11 protein-coding genes are annotated in these 16604 nt (G+C 72.4%); 6 read left to right on the top strand and 5 right to left on the bottom strand.

Annotated features, from left to right (window positions below; translation table 11 throughout):
* Positions 1–12 precede the first annotated feature (12 nt).
* Together ACQEVM_RS10605 and ACQEVM_RS10600 are read right to left on the bottom strand one after the other, a co-directional pair.
* Positions 13–1755: an AMP-binding protein gene (locus ACQEVM_RS10605; protein ID WP_433077271.1), complete on the bottom strand. Its 1743-nt coding sequence runs from the start codon at positions 1753–1755 to the stop codon at positions 13–15.
* Positions 1756–1800: 45 nt separating this feature from the next.
* Positions 1801–3003, bottom strand: a complete 1203-nt coding sequence (locus tag ACQEVM_RS10600; protein WP_433077269.1) for a winged helix DNA-binding domain-containing protein — start codon at positions 3001–3003, stop codon at positions 1801–1803.
* A gap of 120 nt (positions 3004–3123) precedes the next feature.
* On the opposite strand from ACQEVM_RS10600, the gene ACQEVM_RS10595 reads away from it, so the two are divergent.
* The 3 genes from ACQEVM_RS10595 to ACQEVM_RS10585 all read left to right on the top strand — a co-directional run bounded on the left by ACQEVM_RS10595 (position 3124) and on the right by ACQEVM_RS10585 (position 6295).
* Positions 3124–4395, top strand: coding sequence for a magnesium and cobalt transport protein CorA (locus tag ACQEVM_RS10595; protein ID WP_433077267.1), 1272 nt, complete (start codon positions 3124–3126; stop codon positions 4393–4395).
* A 286-nt stretch (positions 4396–4681) separates the two neighbouring features.
* Positions 4682–5164 carry an SMI1/KNR4 family protein gene (locus tag ACQEVM_RS10590; protein WP_433079925.1) on the top strand — a complete coding sequence of 161 codons (483 nt, stop codon included), beginning with the start codon at positions 4682–4684 and terminating at the stop codon, positions 5162–5164.
* A gap of 381 nt (positions 5165–5545) precedes the next feature.
* Complete coding sequence (locus ACQEVM_RS10585) at positions 5546–6295, top strand: alpha/beta hydrolase (protein ID WP_433077265.1); 750 nt, start codon at positions 5546–5548, stop codon at positions 6293–6295.
* Positions 6296–6389: 94 nt separating this feature from the next.
* Here ACQEVM_RS10585 and ACQEVM_RS10580 read toward each other — a convergent pair whose 3' ends face one another.
* Together ACQEVM_RS10580 and ACQEVM_RS10575 are read right to left on the bottom strand one after the other, a co-directional pair.
* On the bottom strand, positions 6390–7178 hold the full coding sequence (locus ACQEVM_RS10580) for a tyrosine-protein phosphatase (RefSeq protein ID WP_433077263.1): 789 nt from the start codon (positions 7176–7178) through the stop codon (positions 6390–6392).
* A gap of 159 nt (positions 7179–7337) precedes the next feature.
* Positions 7338–7691, bottom strand: a complete 354-nt coding sequence (locus ACQEVM_RS10575; RefSeq protein WP_433077261.1) for a nuclear transport factor 2 family protein — start codon at positions 7689–7691, stop codon at positions 7338–7340.
* A gap of 196 nt (positions 7692–7887) precedes the next feature.
* Here ACQEVM_RS10575 and ACQEVM_RS10570 point away from each other — a divergent pair, with 196 nt between their 5' ends.
* Entirely contained in the window at positions 7888–11355 is a 3468-nt protein-coding gene (locus tag ACQEVM_RS10570; RefSeq protein ID WP_433077259.1) for an AfsR/SARP family transcriptional regulator, read from the top strand.
* A 28-nt stretch (positions 11356–11383) separates the two neighbouring features.
* Here ACQEVM_RS10570 and ACQEVM_RS10565 read toward each other — a convergent pair whose 3' ends face one another.
* The gene (locus tag ACQEVM_RS10565; RefSeq protein ID WP_433077257.1) at positions 11384–11566 is read right to left on the bottom strand and encodes a hypothetical protein; all 183 of its coding nucleotides are present in this window, start codon (positions 11564–11566) and stop codon (positions 11384–11386) included.
* A gap of 270 nt (positions 11567–11836) precedes the next feature.
* Here ACQEVM_RS10565 and ACQEVM_RS10560 point away from each other — a divergent pair, with 270 nt between their 5' ends.
* Together ACQEVM_RS10560 and ACQEVM_RS10555 are read left to right on the top strand one after the other, a co-directional pair.
* Positions 11837–13420 carry a helix-turn-helix domain-containing protein gene (locus ACQEVM_RS10560; RefSeq protein ID WP_433077255.1) on the top strand — a complete coding sequence of 528 codons (1584 nt, stop codon included), beginning with the start codon at positions 11837–11839 and terminating at the stop codon, positions 13418–13420.
* Between the two features lie 220 nt (positions 13421–13640).
* Positions 13641–16604 carry an amino acid adenylation domain-containing protein gene (locus ACQEVM_RS10555; protein WP_433077253.1) on the top strand — a complete coding sequence of 988 codons (2964 nt, stop codon included), beginning with the start codon at positions 13641–13643 and terminating at the stop codon, positions 16602–16604.

Genomic DNA, 16604 nt, shown 5'->3' with positions numbered 1-16604 from the left:
CCCCGGCTCGGCTCAGTCCAGGTCGGCCTCGTCGTACTCCGCCCCGGACCCGGCCTCGGTGAGTTCGCGCAGCTCGACCCGGCGGATCTTGCCGGACACCGTCTTCGGCAGCTCACCGAACTCGATGCGTCGAACCCTCTTGTACGGGGAGAGCACCGCCCGCGAGTGCGCGAACAGCACCCGGGCCGTCTCCTTCCCCGGCTCCCATCCGGCGGCGAGGGTGACGTACGCCTTCGGAACCGCCAGCCGGAGCGGGTCCGGGGCGGGGACCACGGCGGCCTCGGCCACGGCCTCGTGCTCCAGCAGCGCGCTCTCCAGCTCGAACGGGCTGATCTTGTAGTCCGAGGCCTTGAACACGTCGTCGGCCCGCCCCACGTAGGTGAGATGGCCGTCGGCGTCACGCGAGGCGATGTCCCCCGTGCGGTAGAGCCCGTCCGCCATGGCCTCCGCGGTGCGCTCCGGGTCGTCGCGGTAGCCCGTCATCACCCCGGCGGGACGGGTCCGCAGGTCCACGCAGACCTCGCCCTCCCGCTCGGACTCCTTGCCGGTGACGGAGTCCAGCAGCACGATCTCGTAGCCGGGCGCCGGACGTCCCATGGAGCCGGGCTTGACGGGCACCCCCGGGAAGTTGCCCACCTGGAGGGTCGTCTCGGTCTGGCCGAAGCCGTCGCGGATGGTCACGCCCCAGGCCTCGTGGATCCTTTCGATGACCTCCGGGTTGAGCGGTTCACCCGCGGCGACCGCCTCGCGCGGGGGGTTCCGGAGCTTGGTGAGGTCGGACTGGATCAGCATCCGCCAGACGGTGGGCGGGGCACAGAAGGTGGTCACGCCTCCCCGGTCCATCTCGGCCATCAGCCGCTCGGCGTCGAAGCGCGTGTAGTTGTGGACGAAGACGGTCGCACCGGCGTTCCAGGGCGCGAAGAGGTTCGACCACGCGTGCTTGGCCCAGCCGGGCGAGGCGATGTTGAGGTGGACGTCGCCGGGGCGCAGCCCGAGCCAGTACATGGTGGAGAGGTGCCCGATCGGGTACGAGGCGTGGGTGTGCTCGACGAGCTTGGGCCGGGCGGTGGTCCCCGAGGTGAAGTACAGCATCAGCGGGTCGCCGGCCAGGGTCTCCGCGTCCGGGCTGAAACTCCGGTCGGCGGCGTGGAAGTCGGCCAGGCGCAGCCAGCCGGCGGGGACCTCGGATCCGGCGGGGGCGGCCCCGGGGCGTGTGCCGGGGTCCGTGCCGGGGCGTGTGGTGACGCGCGGTCCGGCGGCGATCCGGGTGTAGGTACCGGGCACCTCGTCGAACTTGCCGGTGTCCTCGGCGCGCGTGATGACGTGCCGTACCCGGCCCCGTTCGACCCGGTCGCGGAGGTCGGCGGCACCGAGCAGCGGGGTGGCGGGGATGACCACGGCCCGGAGCTTCATCGCGGCGAGCATGACGTCCCACAGTTCACGCTGGTTGCCGAGCATGACCAGGATCCGGTCCCCCGCCGCGACGCCCTGGGCGCGCAGCCAGTTCGCCGCGGCTCCCGAACTCGCGCTCAGTTCCTCGAAGGACACGCCCTCGCTCGTTCCGTCCTCCTCGACGATGCGCAGGGCGTCGGCCGGGTTCCCCCGGGCGATGTGGTCGAACCAGTCGAGGGCCCAGTTGAACCGCTCGGGACGCGGCCAGGTGAACCCGGCGTGGGCGGCCTCGTAGTCCCCGCGGCGATCGAGCAGGAAGTCCCGAGCGGCCAGGAAGGTGTGGGTGGCGCTGTTCTCCGTCATGAGAGGCATCGTGCCGCGCCGGACGCGGACACCACCAGGCCGCCGTCAGCCCCGGATTGACCCGAAGCGCACGGCGCCCGTACTCGTACCCGTACCCGTACCCGTACCGGCGGGCGTGTCGGCCATGTCGGCGAGCAGTGCCTCGCCCTCGGCGACGATCTCCTCCTTCCGCGCCCGTGACGCCGGGCCGAAGAGTTCCACGGTGAGCACCCCGGCGTCCGCCTTCCACAGCCCGCCGAGGAAACCGTCGAGGAGCAACACGCGGTGGGCCTGGTTGCCGCTCCACGTACGGCCCTTCAACTCCGGGGTGATCACCCGGGACCGGTCGGCGTGGGAGAGCAGCAGGTTGTCGAACTCGGGAAGGAACCGCGGCGGGGCCGGCGTCCCGGCATCGGGCCTCGGCGCGTCGGGCAGGTCGAACAGCTCGACACCGTTCTCGTCGCGGAAGGTGAGCAACCGCGGCCGCAACCGCTCGAACGACTCCTTCAGCCGGGTCAGCCCGGCCCAGGTCTGCATGTCCTTCACCGAGGCGGGTCCGAAGGCGCCGAGGTACCGGAGCACCACGCCGTCGACGCTCTGCGCCTCGCCCACGCCTTGCACCTCCGCCACGTCGCTCCGTCCCGCGCCCACGCTCTGCGCCTTCCCCACGCTCTGCGCCTTCTCGATCGGCCGCTGGAGCCAGTTCTCCACGGTCGTGAGTCGTACCTGCCCGCTGCGCCCCCACACCCCGCGCGGGGTGACCTGTACGAGCGGCAACAGACAGCGCGCGGCGACGGACAGGGACTGCGGATCGGCTTCGGGCCACTCCTTGAGGAGCTGCTCCCTGATCTCCCCCATGGTGCGCGGCTCGGCCTCCACGAAGGCGCGCGCTTCGAGGGCCAGCCGGTCCAGGTCCACCCCGACGAGACCCTTGCGGAACTGGTTGACCTCGCGGTCGCGCGCCGCCTGGACCAGCGGCCGGAGGATCAACGCGTCGTCTGCGGTGTGGGTGTGGATGGTCGAGCGCATGGTGACCATCCGGACCACCTCGCGGGATTCCATCAGCCCGGCCAACTCGGCGGGCCTGAAGCCGGCGAGCCGGGCGTGCAGCTGGAAGTACGGCGGTTTGACGTTCTGCGCCTGGAGCCCGAGGAGATGCGCGACGGCGTCCAACGCGGACATCTCGGCGCGGCTCAGCAACAGCTGCCGGGCCAGCGTGGCACGGTTCAGTGCGCGGGTGTCGAGTACGGGAGCGGTTCTGGAAGCCATGGCAGCACGCTAGCCCTGCTTGCGGACAGGAACAGTCCTCAATGTCATGGACCATTCCGCCCTATATCCTTCCCCTCGCCCCCAAACACGCGTCCGACCGACCACGGGAGCTGAGCTGCGATGCCGGAGCGCCCACACCGCCGTCCCTCCACACCGTCGGACCCCTCGTCCTCGCCGCCGAACCCCGCATCCTCCCCGTCGGACCCCTCCCGGTCACCCGGCTCACCCGGCTCGTCGGGCTCGTCGGGCTCGTCGTCGAGGCGTACGGGATGGCTGCGCCCCTCCTCCCCGGCCGGCCCGCCGCCCACCACTCCCCCGGCATCGGGATCCGCCCCGGCCCCCGGGCCACCGGAACCGACACCCCCGAACCACCACAGCGTGATCGACTCCGCCGTCTACCGCGACGGCCGCCGGGCCGCGTCCCCCGCCTCCCTCGCCGACACCTTCCGGCAACTGCGCGAACAGCCCGACGGTATGGCCTGGATCGGCCTGCACCGCCCGACGGAGGCCGAACTCCACTCGCTCGCTGCCGAGTTCAACCTCCACCCGCTGTCCATCGAGGACGCGCTGGAGGCGCACCAACGGCCCAAGCTGGAACGCTACGGCGACACCCTCTTCGTCGTCCTGCGCGCCGCCCGCTACCTGGACGCCCTGGAGGAGGTCGACTTCGGCGAGCTTCACGTCTTCGTCGGCCCGGACTTCCTCATCACGGTCCGCCACGGCGCGGCCCCCGACCTCTCCGCCGTCCGCCGCCGCATGGAGGAGACCCCCGACCTCCTCTCCCTCGGCCCGGAAGCCGCCCTGTACGCCATCCTCGACGCGGTCGTCGACGGGTACGCCCCGGTCGTCGAGGGCGTACAGAACGACATGGACGAGATCGAGACCGAGGTCTTCCGCGGCGACCCCGAGGTCTCCCGCCGCATCTACGCGCTCTCCCGCGAAATGGTCGAGTTCCAGCGCGCCACCCGCCCGCTGGTCGGCATGCTCCACAGCCTGATGGCCGGCTTCGCCAAGTACGGCACCGACGAGGAACTCCAGCGCTACCTCCGCGACGTCGCCGACCACGTCACCCACACCAGCGAACGCGTCGACGGCTTCCGCCAAGCCCTCACCGAGATCCTGACGGTCAACGCCACCCTGGTCTCCCAACAACAGAACGCCGAGATGCGCGCCCTGGCCGAAGCCGGCTTCGAACAGAACGAAGAGATCAAGAAGATCTCCGCCTGGGCCGCCATCCTCTTCGCCCCCACCCTGGTCGGCACCATCTACGGCATGAACTTCGAGACGATGCCGGAACTCCAGTGGGCGGCCGGCTACCCCTTCGCGGTCCTGCTGATGGCAGTGGTCTGCGTCAGCCTGTACCTCATCTTCAAGAAGCGCGACTGGCTGTAGGCCGCACACCGCAACCGTTGATCAACCTGGTATCGACAACGGGTGACACAGCATCTGCCGGGCCACCCGTTGCCACGACGAGGTCTGTCCCGGATCCCCCGGCGATCGCGAACAGGAAGTCGTCCAACAACCCGGCCCGTGGAGCGCCGCCCTGCGGAGCGCCGGCCCGTGGAGCGCCGCCCTGCGGAGCGCCGGCCTGTGGAGCGTCGATGTCCGACCCCCTGGCTAGCCTGTCTCCGTGACGCCCACCGATGACCGACAGTTCCCCGCCGCGCTGGCCACTGCGATGGCGGTTCCCTTCGACTACGCCGACGGGAGGACCGGGGTCGACTTCGAGCCCTTCCCGGCCTTCCTGTCCGCTGCCGAGACCACCGACTGGTTCCAGGCGTGGACGGGGAACTGCGAGCTGGACGGCAGCGAGTTCCACGTGTTCGGGCAGGACGGCACGGGCGGGTACGCGGCGTTCTGGCTCGTCCGCCCGAGCCGGCCTGTGGCCGAGCAGCCCGTGGTCTTCCTCGGATCCGAGGGGGAGACCGGTGTCGTCGCCCGCGACCTGGGCGACTTCCTGTGGCTGCTGGCCGACGGCTTCGGCCCCTGGGAAGCCGCCACCTCCTACGAGCCCGACTGGAAGGCGCGCCCCAATCCGGAGTTGGCGGCCATCGCCGAAGGGTTCGCACCGCACCAGCGCCGGTCGGCGGCAGCCGTGATCGAGCTGGCGGCCCAAGAGTTCCCCGACTTCGACGACACCATCATGGGGCTCTGCCCCTGAACCCGGCGTCGCCACCCGCGCGACCGGCCGGAATCACTGGTCGCGTCGGCCGTGGCCGGCGTGTGGTTGGGTTCGGCGTATGGGATTCGGGTGGGTGTGGTCCGGGGGTGGGTCGTGAGGGGGCGCCCGGGAGTGGAGGGGGCCGGGCGGGGGCCGGGAGCGGATGCGGCTCCGCCGTTCGATCCCGAGCTGGCGCCGGCACTGGCCGCCTTGGGAGGGGAGGCGCGGGCGCCGCTCACACCGGGCAACCTCGCGGCGCGACAGGCGCGGGACGCCGCGGGCCGGCCCCGGCCGACGGTGGAGGAGCTTCGGGGTGACGGGCGGTTCGAAGTGACGGAGTTGCGGGTTCCGGGGCCGCCGGGCGGACCGGAGGTCACGCTCGTGAGCGCGCGGCCGGCCGGGCTCGCGGGGCCGCTGCCCCTGCTGTACTACATGCACGGCGGCGCGATGGTCATGGGCAACGCGTGGTCCGTGCTTCCGCGGATCCTTCGTGAGTGGGCGCTGCCGCTGGGACTGGCCGTCGTCTCGGTCGAGTACCGGTTGGCGCCACGGGCGCGGTATCCGCAGCCGCTGGAGGACTGTTACGCGGGACTCGTCTGGGTGGCCGGGCACGCGGCCGAACTGGGCGTCGACGCGGAGCGGATCGTCGTCGGGGGGAAGAGCGCCGGCGGCGGGCTCGCCGCGGCCCTCGCCCTGTTGGCCCGTGACCGGGGCGGGCCCGCGGCTCTCGGTCAGTTGCTGCTGTCCCCGATGCTGGACGACCGGGGCGACACGTTCTCGGACCGGCAGCTCTCGGGGCTCGGCGTGTGGGACCTCACCTCCCACGCGACGGCCTGGCAGGCCCTGTTGGGCGACCGGTACGGCGACGCGGATCTGTCGCCCTACGCGGCCCCCGCCCGGGCCACGGACCTGTCCGGGCTCCCTTCCGCCTATGTCGACGTGGGGTCGGCCGACATGTTCCGGGACGAGGACGTGGCGTACGCGAACGCGATCTGGCAGGCGGGCGGTCGGGCCGAACTCCATGTCTGGCCGGGCGCGTACCACGGCTTCGACGGCATGGCACCGAAGGCGGCTCTCACCCGGGACGCCCGGGACGCCCGCACCCGCTGGCTCCGGCGCCTCCTCGCCTGATCCGCCGGGGAGGTCCTCCGGGGATGGGCACGGCGACCGCGCCGCCGCCCCCTTCCGCGAGGACGCACGGCTGGTCACCTCGTCCCGGAACCCGTCAGGCGGTCGCGGGGGCCGTGGGAGCGGTGGGAGCTGTGGGAGCTGTGGGATCCGTGGGCGTCAGCAGCCGGGCTCGCAGCCGGGTCACGGTCTCGGCGGTGATGCCGACGTGGCCGGTGAGGTAGGCGGTCGGGGACCCGTGGCGGGCCTTCAGGTCCGCGAGGACGAGTTCCATGACGGTGGCCGGGGCGCGCCCGTACGCGGGCCAGCGCATGGTGCGGCCGGGGTGTGCGGTGTGCCAGTCGGCCGTGAGGCGTTCGGTCGCCAGCTCGGTGAGGGCGAAGTCGGCCAGGATCTCTTCCTCGGGCACGTCGAGGAGAGTCAGCACGAAGGCCGCGATCAGGCCGGTGCGGTCCTTGCCGGACGTGCAGTGGAAGACGGTCGGTCCCGGTGCGGCGTCGGCGATCAGCTCGACGGCCTGCCGGATCTCCTCGACGCCGTCCTCGGCCACCTCGGCGAAGCGGTCGGCGAGGTAACGCCAGGGGTCGATGTCGGGGTCGATCTCCGCCTGGTCGTAGGGGCGGTGCTCGATGCTGAGGTTGGCGTACGTGAAGCGGTGCGGCTCGGGCACCCGGCCCTTGGCGTCTGCTTCCCAGGGGTAGCGGAGGTCGATGACGGTACGGATGTCCAGGGCGAGGAAGCGGTCCCAGTCGGCGTCCCGGAGTTTGCCGAGCGAGTCGGACCGGTACAGGGCGCCCGGGATGACGGTGCGGCCGTCGCCGGAGCGGTAGCCGCCCAGGTCACGGAAGTTGTGCAGGCGCTCGAACTCGATGTGGCGGACGGTCATTCGGCTGCTCCCTCGGGTGCGGTGGTCTTCCGGCCGCCAGCATGCCCCAGGTGATCGACTCGGGGTCGTGGGAGTGCCGGGGACGCCGCCTGAGTGGACGAGCCGGGGCGCGTCGGGGCGCCCGGGGGCAGCACGTGCTGTTCTCGGGAGGAACCGTGTTCAGCGCCCTGCCAGGCCCTGGCGCGGCGGGCTGCCGTAGTAGCGGCGGCAGGCGCGCAGCATGCCCTCGGCCGAGAGGGTGAACACGTCGACGAAGTCCCACTGTTGGGGGGCGAGTCGGCCCATCGCGACCACGCAGTCCCCGTCGGCGACGATCCTCGTGATGTCGTGACGGGCGCCCGGCACGGGCGGGCATTCCAGATCGGCGCCCAGGGCTCCCGCGTGCAGCAGCGATCCGTAGCCGTCGAGGTCTCCGGTGTCGAGGTAGTGGTAGGCCAGGCGTACGTGGTCGATCCCGGAGTCGGTGACGACGCGGCTGGGCGGCGGGACCCGCCCGGCGTGCCGACTGTTCATGGGAAGTCCTTTCGTACGGCCGCACCCCGACCGGTGCCGCAGGTCCACGGTGCCCCGGGGTCATAACCCGGTGCTATCCCCGCCCTATCACGGTTCACGCGCACGAAACCCCCACACCATGGACACCGGAGGGGTGTTCGGGGAGACTTGCCCAGCGCTCCACCCGTTCTCAGGCGTTGCCCCAGCTGGGAGACTCATGACTGTTTCGTCCGGCGGGGTGTTCCACACCCCGGACGCGGTGGTTTTCCGGATCCTCGGACCGTTACAGGTGACCGGCCGTGACGGGCCGGTGAGGATTCCCCCCGGGCGGCAGGAAGTCATTCTGGCCGCCCTGCTCCTTGAGGCGAACCGGGTGGTCAGCACCGACTACCTGGTCGATCTGATCTGGGACGACGAACCGCCGGACACGGCGCGCACCCAGGTGCAGATCTGCGTCTCGCGGCTGCGGAAGCTGTTCACGAAGGCGGCCATCGCCGCCGCGATCACCACACGACCGCCGGGGTACGTGCTCAAGACGGAGGGGGACCTCGTCGACGCGGCGCTGTTCGCCCGCAGGGTCGCGGACGCGCGGACCGCCGCGCGGCAGGGCGCCGTGGCCGAGTCGGTCGAACTCCTGCGCTTGGCAGGTGAGTTGTGGCAGGGCGACTGCCTGAGCGGGGTGTCGAGCGAGACGTTGCGCAGCAAGGCGCTCCAGTTGGACGAGGAGCGGTTGACGGCCGTGGAGACCCGGATCGAGTGGGATCTGGACCTGGGGCGGCACCATCAGCTCGTGGGCGAGATCCAGTTGTTGGTACGGGTTCATCCGCTGCGGGAGCGACTGCGCGGGCAGTTGATGCTGGCCTTGTACCGTTCGGGTCGGCAGGCGGAGGCGTTGGAGAGCTACCGCGTAGGGCGCGATCTGCTGGTGGAGGAACTGGGCCTGGAGCCCGGTGGGGCGCTGCGTCGGCTGGAGCGGGACATCTTGTCGGGTGCCGTACCCCCGCTGCCGTCGGAGGCCGGGCCGGGCATCCCCGCCTCGGCGGCGGCGGGGTTCGACAGACCCGGGACCGGCCGTGCGCCGGATGCCGGCACCCAACCCGATGCGCGAGCAGGCGGATACCCCGATGGGCGCCGGGACCGCGCCGACGACGCCGGGGCGACGACGGCCACGGCCGTGACCGCGCCCTCGACTCCCCCGCCCCTCGCCCCGACCGGCCTGATCCCGACCGGCCCCGTCCCGACCGGCCCCGTCCCGACCGACCTGATCCCGACCGGCCTGATCCCGACCGGCCCCGTCCCGACCGGGCGGAGCCTCGCCGAGGCCGAGTCGACCGGAGCCGCTGGGTTCCGCACGGCCATCGGGGCCCGCGAGGAGGTTCCGCGTCAACTCCCGGCCGACACCTCGGACTTCGTGGGCGACGAGGAGCAGATAGCCCTGATCGAGGGGACGTTGCTCGGCGACGGGGATCGGCGGGCGGTGGGGCTCGCGGTGATCGTGGGCAAGCCCGGCACCGGAAAGTCCACGCTCGCCACGCACATCGCACACCGACTGGGCGAAACCTCCTTCCCCGACGGGCAGTTGTACTGCGACCTGCGCGGCACGGGAACCCCGGCCACGTCCGGTGAGGTGCTGGGCCGGTTCCTGCGCGCGCTCGGCATCCCCGGGCCGGTGATCCCCGAGTCGCAGGACGAGCGGGCCGAGATGTACCGGACCCTGCTGGCCGCGCGCCGGGTCCTGGTCGTCCTCGACGACGCGGCGTCCGAAAGCCAGATCCGCCCCCTGCTGCCCGGCAGCAACCGGTGTGCGGTACTCGTCACCAGCCGGGTCCGCCTGACCGGACTGCCCGGCGCGCACCGGGTGGAGCTCGACGTGATGGACACCGAGCGGGCGTTGGAACTGTTGGCGCGGGTCGTCGGCGGCGACCGCGTCGGCCGCGAGGCGGCGGCGGCGGAGGCGCTCGTACGGACCGTCGGCGGACTGCCCTTGGCCCTGCGGATCGTCGCGGCCCGGCTCGCGGCCCGACCGCACTGGCCGCTGTCCTCGATGGTGCACCGGCTGGCCAATGAACGGCATCGTCTGGACGAGCTGACCCACGGCGAGATGACCATGCGGGCCAGCCTCTGCCTCACCCACGACGGGCTGGCGGCGGAGGACCGCCGGCTGCTGCGCCTGCTGAGCCTGGCGCAGGGGCCCACCCTGCCGGGTTGGCTGGCGGGGGCGCTGCTGGACGATCGGAGCCCGTTCCCCTCGGACCTCCTCGAACCCCTGGTCGACGTACAGATGCTGGACGTCGTCGGTGTGGACTCCACCGGCGGCTTCCGCTACCGCTTCCACGAGATCATCCGGGTCTTCGCGCGGGAGCAGTTGGCCACGCACGACGATCCGGACGCCCAGAGGACGGCCGTCACCAGGATGCTCGGTGGCTGGCTGTCGCTTGCGGAGCAGGCCCATCGCCGCATCTACGGCGGTGACTTCACGGTGCTGCACGGCACCGCGCCCCGCTGGGAGCCGCCGGCCGTGTGCGTGGACGAGTTGCTGGTCGATCCGCTGGAATGGCTCGACAGTGAGCACGCGAACCTGGTGCAGGCCGTCGAGCACGCCGCCCGCGAGCAGCAGGACGAGCTGTGCTGGGACCTGGCGACCACCCTGGCCACCCTCTTCGAGGGCCGAGGCTACTTCGACGACTGGGAGCGCACGCACCAACTCGCCCTGGAATCAGTCCGGTCCGCCGGGAACACGCGCGGCACGGCGGCCCTGCTCGGCTCGCTCGGGGTGCTGTACCTGGGTCGCAGCCAGAACGAGGAGTCCCGCACCGCCTTGACGACCGCGCTCGGACTGTTCCGGGAGCTCGACGACCGGCAGGGGCTGGCGCTGTGCCACCGCGATCTGGCCCTGCTGGAGCGGATGCGGGGCGACGACGACCGCGCGCTCGGTCTGTACGACCGGGCGCTGCGGGATTTCGACCGGGTCGGTGACGTGGTGGGCCGGGCCATCGTCCTGACGCAGAGCGCGCACATCTGGATGCGGCGCGGGCAGGACTCGGCGGCGCAGAGCCGGCTGGACGAGGCACTCGGGATCTACCGGTCCGTGGGCTACACGGGAGGTGAGGCGCGGACCCTGCGCAGGGCGGGTCAGTTGTCGCAGAGCCGGGGTGAACACGAGGGCGCGGTAAGGACGTTCACGCAGGTGCTGGAACTGTGCCGGTCGAGCGGGGACCTGATCGGCGAGGGGCACCTGTTGCGCGACCTGGGACACGCGCACGTGGAGATGGGCCGGGGTGAGGCGGCCAGGGGCTTTTACGCGCAGGCGCTCTCCGTGCGGGACCAGATGATGGACCACGGCGGGGCGGCGCTGGTGCGGCTCGACCTGGCGCGGCTGCTGGCCGCGAGCGGGAGCTCCGGGGAACGGTCACGTTCCCGCGAACTGCTGGAGACGGCGGTACGGGCCTTCCGCGAACGCCGGATGACGGTGGAACTCGCGGAGGCGGAAGGGATGCTGGGAATCGGGGCGGCTGCCGGCGGGGGTGCGGTCGCCGTCACCGTCACCGGTACGGCGGGCGCCACGGCTTCGGGTCCCGGCCTCGGGGGCGGTTCCTCGGCGGGCGTGGTGCACGGGCCGGCGATCACGGCCCTGACGGCTCGGGCGGTGCACGCGCCGGCGGCGGAGTCCGCCGCCGGGGTCTGACCGGCCGTCGTTGCCGAGCGGCGGGGCGTCAGTCCCACGGGTTGGTGTTGGTGGAGGCACCCGCCACCGCCGCGGCGTACGAGGAGCCGGCGCCGGTCACCGCGGTGGGGCCGGCCGGGTCGGCGGCGTGGGCGGCCTGCGCCCCGAGGGTGGCGACTCCGGCGATGGCGACGGTGACGAGGGCGGCGCGGAAGGCATGGGTGACGCTCATGTCGGGGTCCTTTCATCGGTGCGCTCCGGTGGTTCCGGGGCGCTTCCTGCTTTCTGGACCTCACGTTAGGAACGGCCGGAATCCCCGGACCGGCCCCGCTCCTATCGCCGCGCTATCACCGTTGACCCGCGCTTTCCCGGCCCCGCGATAGCGGAGCCGGGCCGTCGGACGATGCCCGCGCGATAGCGCGCTGCCGACGATGGGAACAGGAACCGGGCGCTTCGTCCCAGGCCCGCCCGTTCCCCCACCACCGCAGCCGGGAGCGCCCACATGACAGCTCACACGACCGCTCGCAGCGCCGCCCACACGAACCCGCACGACACCCCGTACGACACCCCGTACGGGACGCACGGCGCACGGGACCCGTTCAGCCCACTCGGCACGCACGAAACCCACGGCACGTACGAAACCCACGGCACCCACGGCACCCACCACACCGGCGGCACTTCCGACGCACGGGAAACCGAGGACGGAGCGGTGCGGGAGGCCTCCCGGGTGGGAGCCCTGATCAGAGGGCACCGGCTGCGCATCGGCATGACCCAGCGGGAGCTGGCCGACCTGTCGACGATCAGCGTGCGGGCCATCCGCGATCTGGAGCAGGGCAAGGCGAGACGGCCGCGCCCCGACACGGTGCGGCTGATGGCGGACGCGCTGCGGCTGGGCCCGCGGGCCCGGGCGGCGCTGGAGACGGCCGCGCAGCGGGGTCGACCGGGCGGGCAGGGGTGGGCGGAGCCGCCCGCGCCGCCGACGGCGCTGCACGCGATCCTGGGTCGGGACGACGAGGCGGGGCTGCTGGAAAAGGAGTTGGGTTCGGGCGCGGAGCGGCTGGCGCACGTGGTGGGGCTCGCCGGGGTGGGCAAGACACGGTTGGCGCTGGAGGTGGCGGATCGGTTGCACCGGGCCGGGACGCCGGTGCTGTGGCACGCCTTCCCCGGTGCCACGGCGGACTACCTGACGTGCGGGGAGGGCGCGGTGGGGGCCCGGGTGGCGGCCACCGCGGCCCGACTGTGGGCCATCGCGGGTCCGGCGTCCGCCGTGCCCACAGCGCCCGGTCCCGGGGGCGGGGTCGGGGTCGGGGTCGGCGATCCGGAGGGTGCGGAGGCCGTGTCAGCGTTCGCGGAACTCCTGGGTGACGGGGCCGCGTTGCTGGTCCTCGACGGCGCCCCCGCCGAACCGCCCCGGTTCGGCCTGTTGACGGCGCTGTTGCGGGCCTGTCCCGGCCTGCGGCTGCTGGTCACCTCGGACCGGCCGTGGGAGATACCGGGCGAGCGGATCTTCCTGCTCTCCCCTCCGGCGGTACCGGCCGAGGGAACCGTCGATCGCGCCGCCCCGGCCGTGCGGGTGTTCCTGGACCACGTCCGGCGGGTTCGGCCGGGGTTCGGTGCGACATCGGCGGATCTGGAGCGGGCGACGTGGATCTGCCGCCGGCTGGACGGCCATCCGGGAGCGCTCGCCGCAGCCGCGTCCTGGCTGGTGCTGTGCGATCTCGACGCCCTGTGCCGGAGCCTGGACGCCGACCCCGCGGCCCTCCTGGACCACCTCGGCGGCGGGGAGGGCACGGGGCGCCTGCGGGCGGCGCTGCATGCACTGACGGACCGGCTCACGCCCGGCGCGCGGGATCTGTTGGAGGCGCTGTGCGCGGGCGGCGGTCCCGCCGGCGAGTTCACACTGACCGGCATCACCGCGCTGACCGGCCGCGACCTGCCGGGCTCCGGGCGACTGCTGCGGGAGCTGCTGATCAGCGGGGCAGTACGGGCCGCGCACGAGGGCGACGGTTCCCGCTTCCGGGTGCTGGGCCTGGTCCGGACCGCCTGCCGGGCGCGGGCGGGCGCCTCCGTCTCCGCCACTTCCTGACTCCCTGCTGGCGCACCGGAGTACCGGAGCAACTGCTGCCGGGGCAACTGCTGCCGGAGTGCCGGGGCAACTGCCGCCCGGGCCGGCGCGCCGCAGGTTGGATGACGTACGGCCGGACGACCACCCGACGACAGCCGACGAGTCCCGACGACCACCCGACAGACCCGGCGCGTGTCGGTGCCCCCGGTCCGCCACGGCAACGATTCCTAGGAGCATCCGCATGTCCCCGAAGGCCTCTGAACAGGGCACCGCGCACGGGCCCGCCGCTGTGCGGCTGCCCCTGTCGGCGGCGCAGCGCGACATCTGGATGGCCCATGGGCTGGACGCCACGGGCTGCCGCTACAACATCGGGGAGTACCGGGAGATCCTGGGCGCCCTGGATCCCGAGGCGCTCGCCGGTGCCTGGTACCAACTCGCCCGAGAGGCCGACGTCCTGCGGATCCGGGGGACGGGTTCGGACGAGCAGGGCCGTCTGTGGCAACTCGTCCACCCCGAACCGGTGGGTCGGCGGCTGGAGTTCGTGGATCTCGGTGGGGAACCGGATCCCGCCGCGGCGGCCCGCGTGTGGATGGCGGCGGAACTGGCCAGGCCCTTCGACCTGGCCGAGGACTGGTTGACCCGGCACACCCTCATCCGATTGGGCGGGGAGCGGTGGTTCTACTTCCACGCCTTCCACCACCTCGCGATCGACGGCATGGGCGTGGCCCTGCTCGACCAGCGCCTGGTGGACCTGTACGCGGCGGTTTCCGCCGGGGAACCCCGGGGCCCGAGCCCCTTCGGAACGCTGTCGGACGTACTGGCCGAGGACGCGGCGTACCGGGCCTCCACAGAGGGGGTGGCCGACCGGGCGCACTGGGCCGCGCACCTCGCCGACCTGCCGGCGACCCCGCGGCTCGGGGAGGGGCACACCGGCCGTACGGTGCCGGGCGCACTGCCGTTCGTCCGTCGGACCGTGGTGCTGTCGCCCGATCGGGCCGCACGGCTGCGCGAGGTGGCCCGGGAGCACCGGGCGCCGTGGACGATGCTGGTGATCTCGCTGGTGGCGGGGTACACGCATCGGGTGAGCGGGAGTCCGGAGACGGTGTTGGGGCTGCCGGTCACGGGCCGGCGGACCGAACTCGCGCGGCGCACACCGGGGATGCTGTCGAACGTGGTCCCGCTGCGGGTGCGGGTCGCGGCCGACGGGACACTCGCCGAGCTGTTGGCCTCCGTCGTCGCGGAGACCCGGCAGGGTCTGCGGCACCAGCGCACCCGGTACGAGGACATGTGTCGCGACCTGGGTGTGGGCGAGACGGAGCGGCGGATCACGGCCCCGCTCGTCAACATCATGGCGTTCACGCCGGGGATGCGCTTCTGCGGGTTCCCCACCACTCAGCACAACCTGGGCAACGGGCCCGTCGAGGACCTGGCGGTCGGCGTGTACGACCTCGGTCCGGAGGGCGGGTTGCGCATCGACTTCGACGCGGCGCCCGAGGTGTGCGACATCGAGGCGGTGGCCGGCCATCAGGACCGGTTCCTGCACTTCGTGGAGCAGGCTCTGGACGGCTTCCGACTCCCTTTGTCTCGCGTCGAGTTGTTGGGTGGGGTGGAGCGGCGGCAGGTGGTGGAGGAGTGGACGGGCGCCCGTGCGGAGATCGGCGAGGCGACCCTCACGGACCGCTTCGAGGAACAGGCACGACTGCGACCCGGGGCCCCGGCCGTGCTCTTCGGCGGCCGAACACTCACCTACGGCGAACTCGACACCCGCGCCAACCAACTCGCCCACCACCTCACCGCACACGGCCTGGGCCGCGGCGACCTGGCCGGCATCCTCCTCGACCGCGGACTCGACTTCGCCATCGCCGTTCTCGCCGTCGTCAAAACCGGCGCCGGCTACGCACTCCTGGACCCCGAGTTCCCCGACGAACGCCTCACCCGCACCGCACACGACGCCACCATCCGCGTCCTCCTCACCGACACCCGACAGGGCCCACGCATCAACGGCCCCTGGACCACCGTGCGAACCGACGCCGACCACGCCGCCATCACCGCGCGGAACTCCGACAACCTCGGCGTGCCCCTGAGCCCCGCCGACACCGCCTGCGTGATGTTCACCTCGGGATCCACCGGACGCCCCAAGGGCATCCTGTCCACCCACCGCAACCTGGTCTCCACCCTCACCGCCCAGACCTACGCCCACTTCGGCCCCGCCGAAGTCTTCCTCCAATGCTCACCCGTCTCCTGGGACGCCTTCAGCCTCGAATTCTGGGGAGCACTGCTCCACGGCGGAAGCACCGTCCTCCAACCCGGCCAACGCCCCGACCCCGCCGTCATCTCGGCACTCTCCCGGCAACACGCCGTCACCATGCTCCAACTCTCCTCCAGCCTCTTCAACCACCTCACCGACGAACACCCGGACACGTTCGCGAAGGCCCGGATCGTCTACACGGGCGGCGAGCCCGCCTCCCCCACCCACGTCCACCGACTCCAGCTGCTGCACCCCCACCTCACGATCACCAACGGCTACGGCCCCGCCGAGTCGATGGGGTTCACCACCACCCACACCATCGAACCCAGCGTCGAACCCACCGGCACGATCCCGATCGGCCGCCCGCTCACCAACAAGCACGCCTACGTGCTGGACGCGCGGCTGCGTCCGGTCCCGCACGGCACCACGGGCGAGCTGTACCTGACGGGCGACGGCCTCGCCCACGGCTATCTCGCCCAACCCGCGACCACGGCGGACCGGTTCGTCCCCCACCCCTTCGGGCCGCCCGGCTCCCGCCTCTACCGCACCGGCGACCAGGCCCACTGGGACACCGACGGGAACCTGCACTACACGGGTCGCACCGACACCCAGATCAAGATCCGCGGCTTCCGCATCGAACCCACCGAGATCGAGACGGTCCTCACCACCCACCCCCTCGTCAATCAGGCCACGCTGGTCCACTCCGACGACCGGCTGACGGCGTACGTGACGCTCACGTCCGGGACACGGCCCGCGCCGAGCCCGGGTGACCTCAAGGCCTGGTTGCGCGAGCGACTGCCCGACCACATGGTCCCCGCACGGTTCGCCGTCCTCGACCGGCTGCCGCTCACCCCCAACGGGAAGATCGACCGGCGGGCGCTGCCGGCCGTGGAGGCACTGCCGGCCGTCGGGGGCGGGCGCCGCGCAGTGAGCTGGAGGAGGTCGTCAGGACGCTGA

The sequence above is a fragment of the Streptomyces sp. CA-243310 genome, from assembly GCF_050936775.1.
GTDB lineage: Bacteria > Actinomycetota > Actinomycetes > Streptomycetales > Streptomycetaceae > Streptomyces.
Note: the sequence above shows the minus strand (reverse complement) of the source record. Positions and strands in the feature narration are given on the sequence as shown.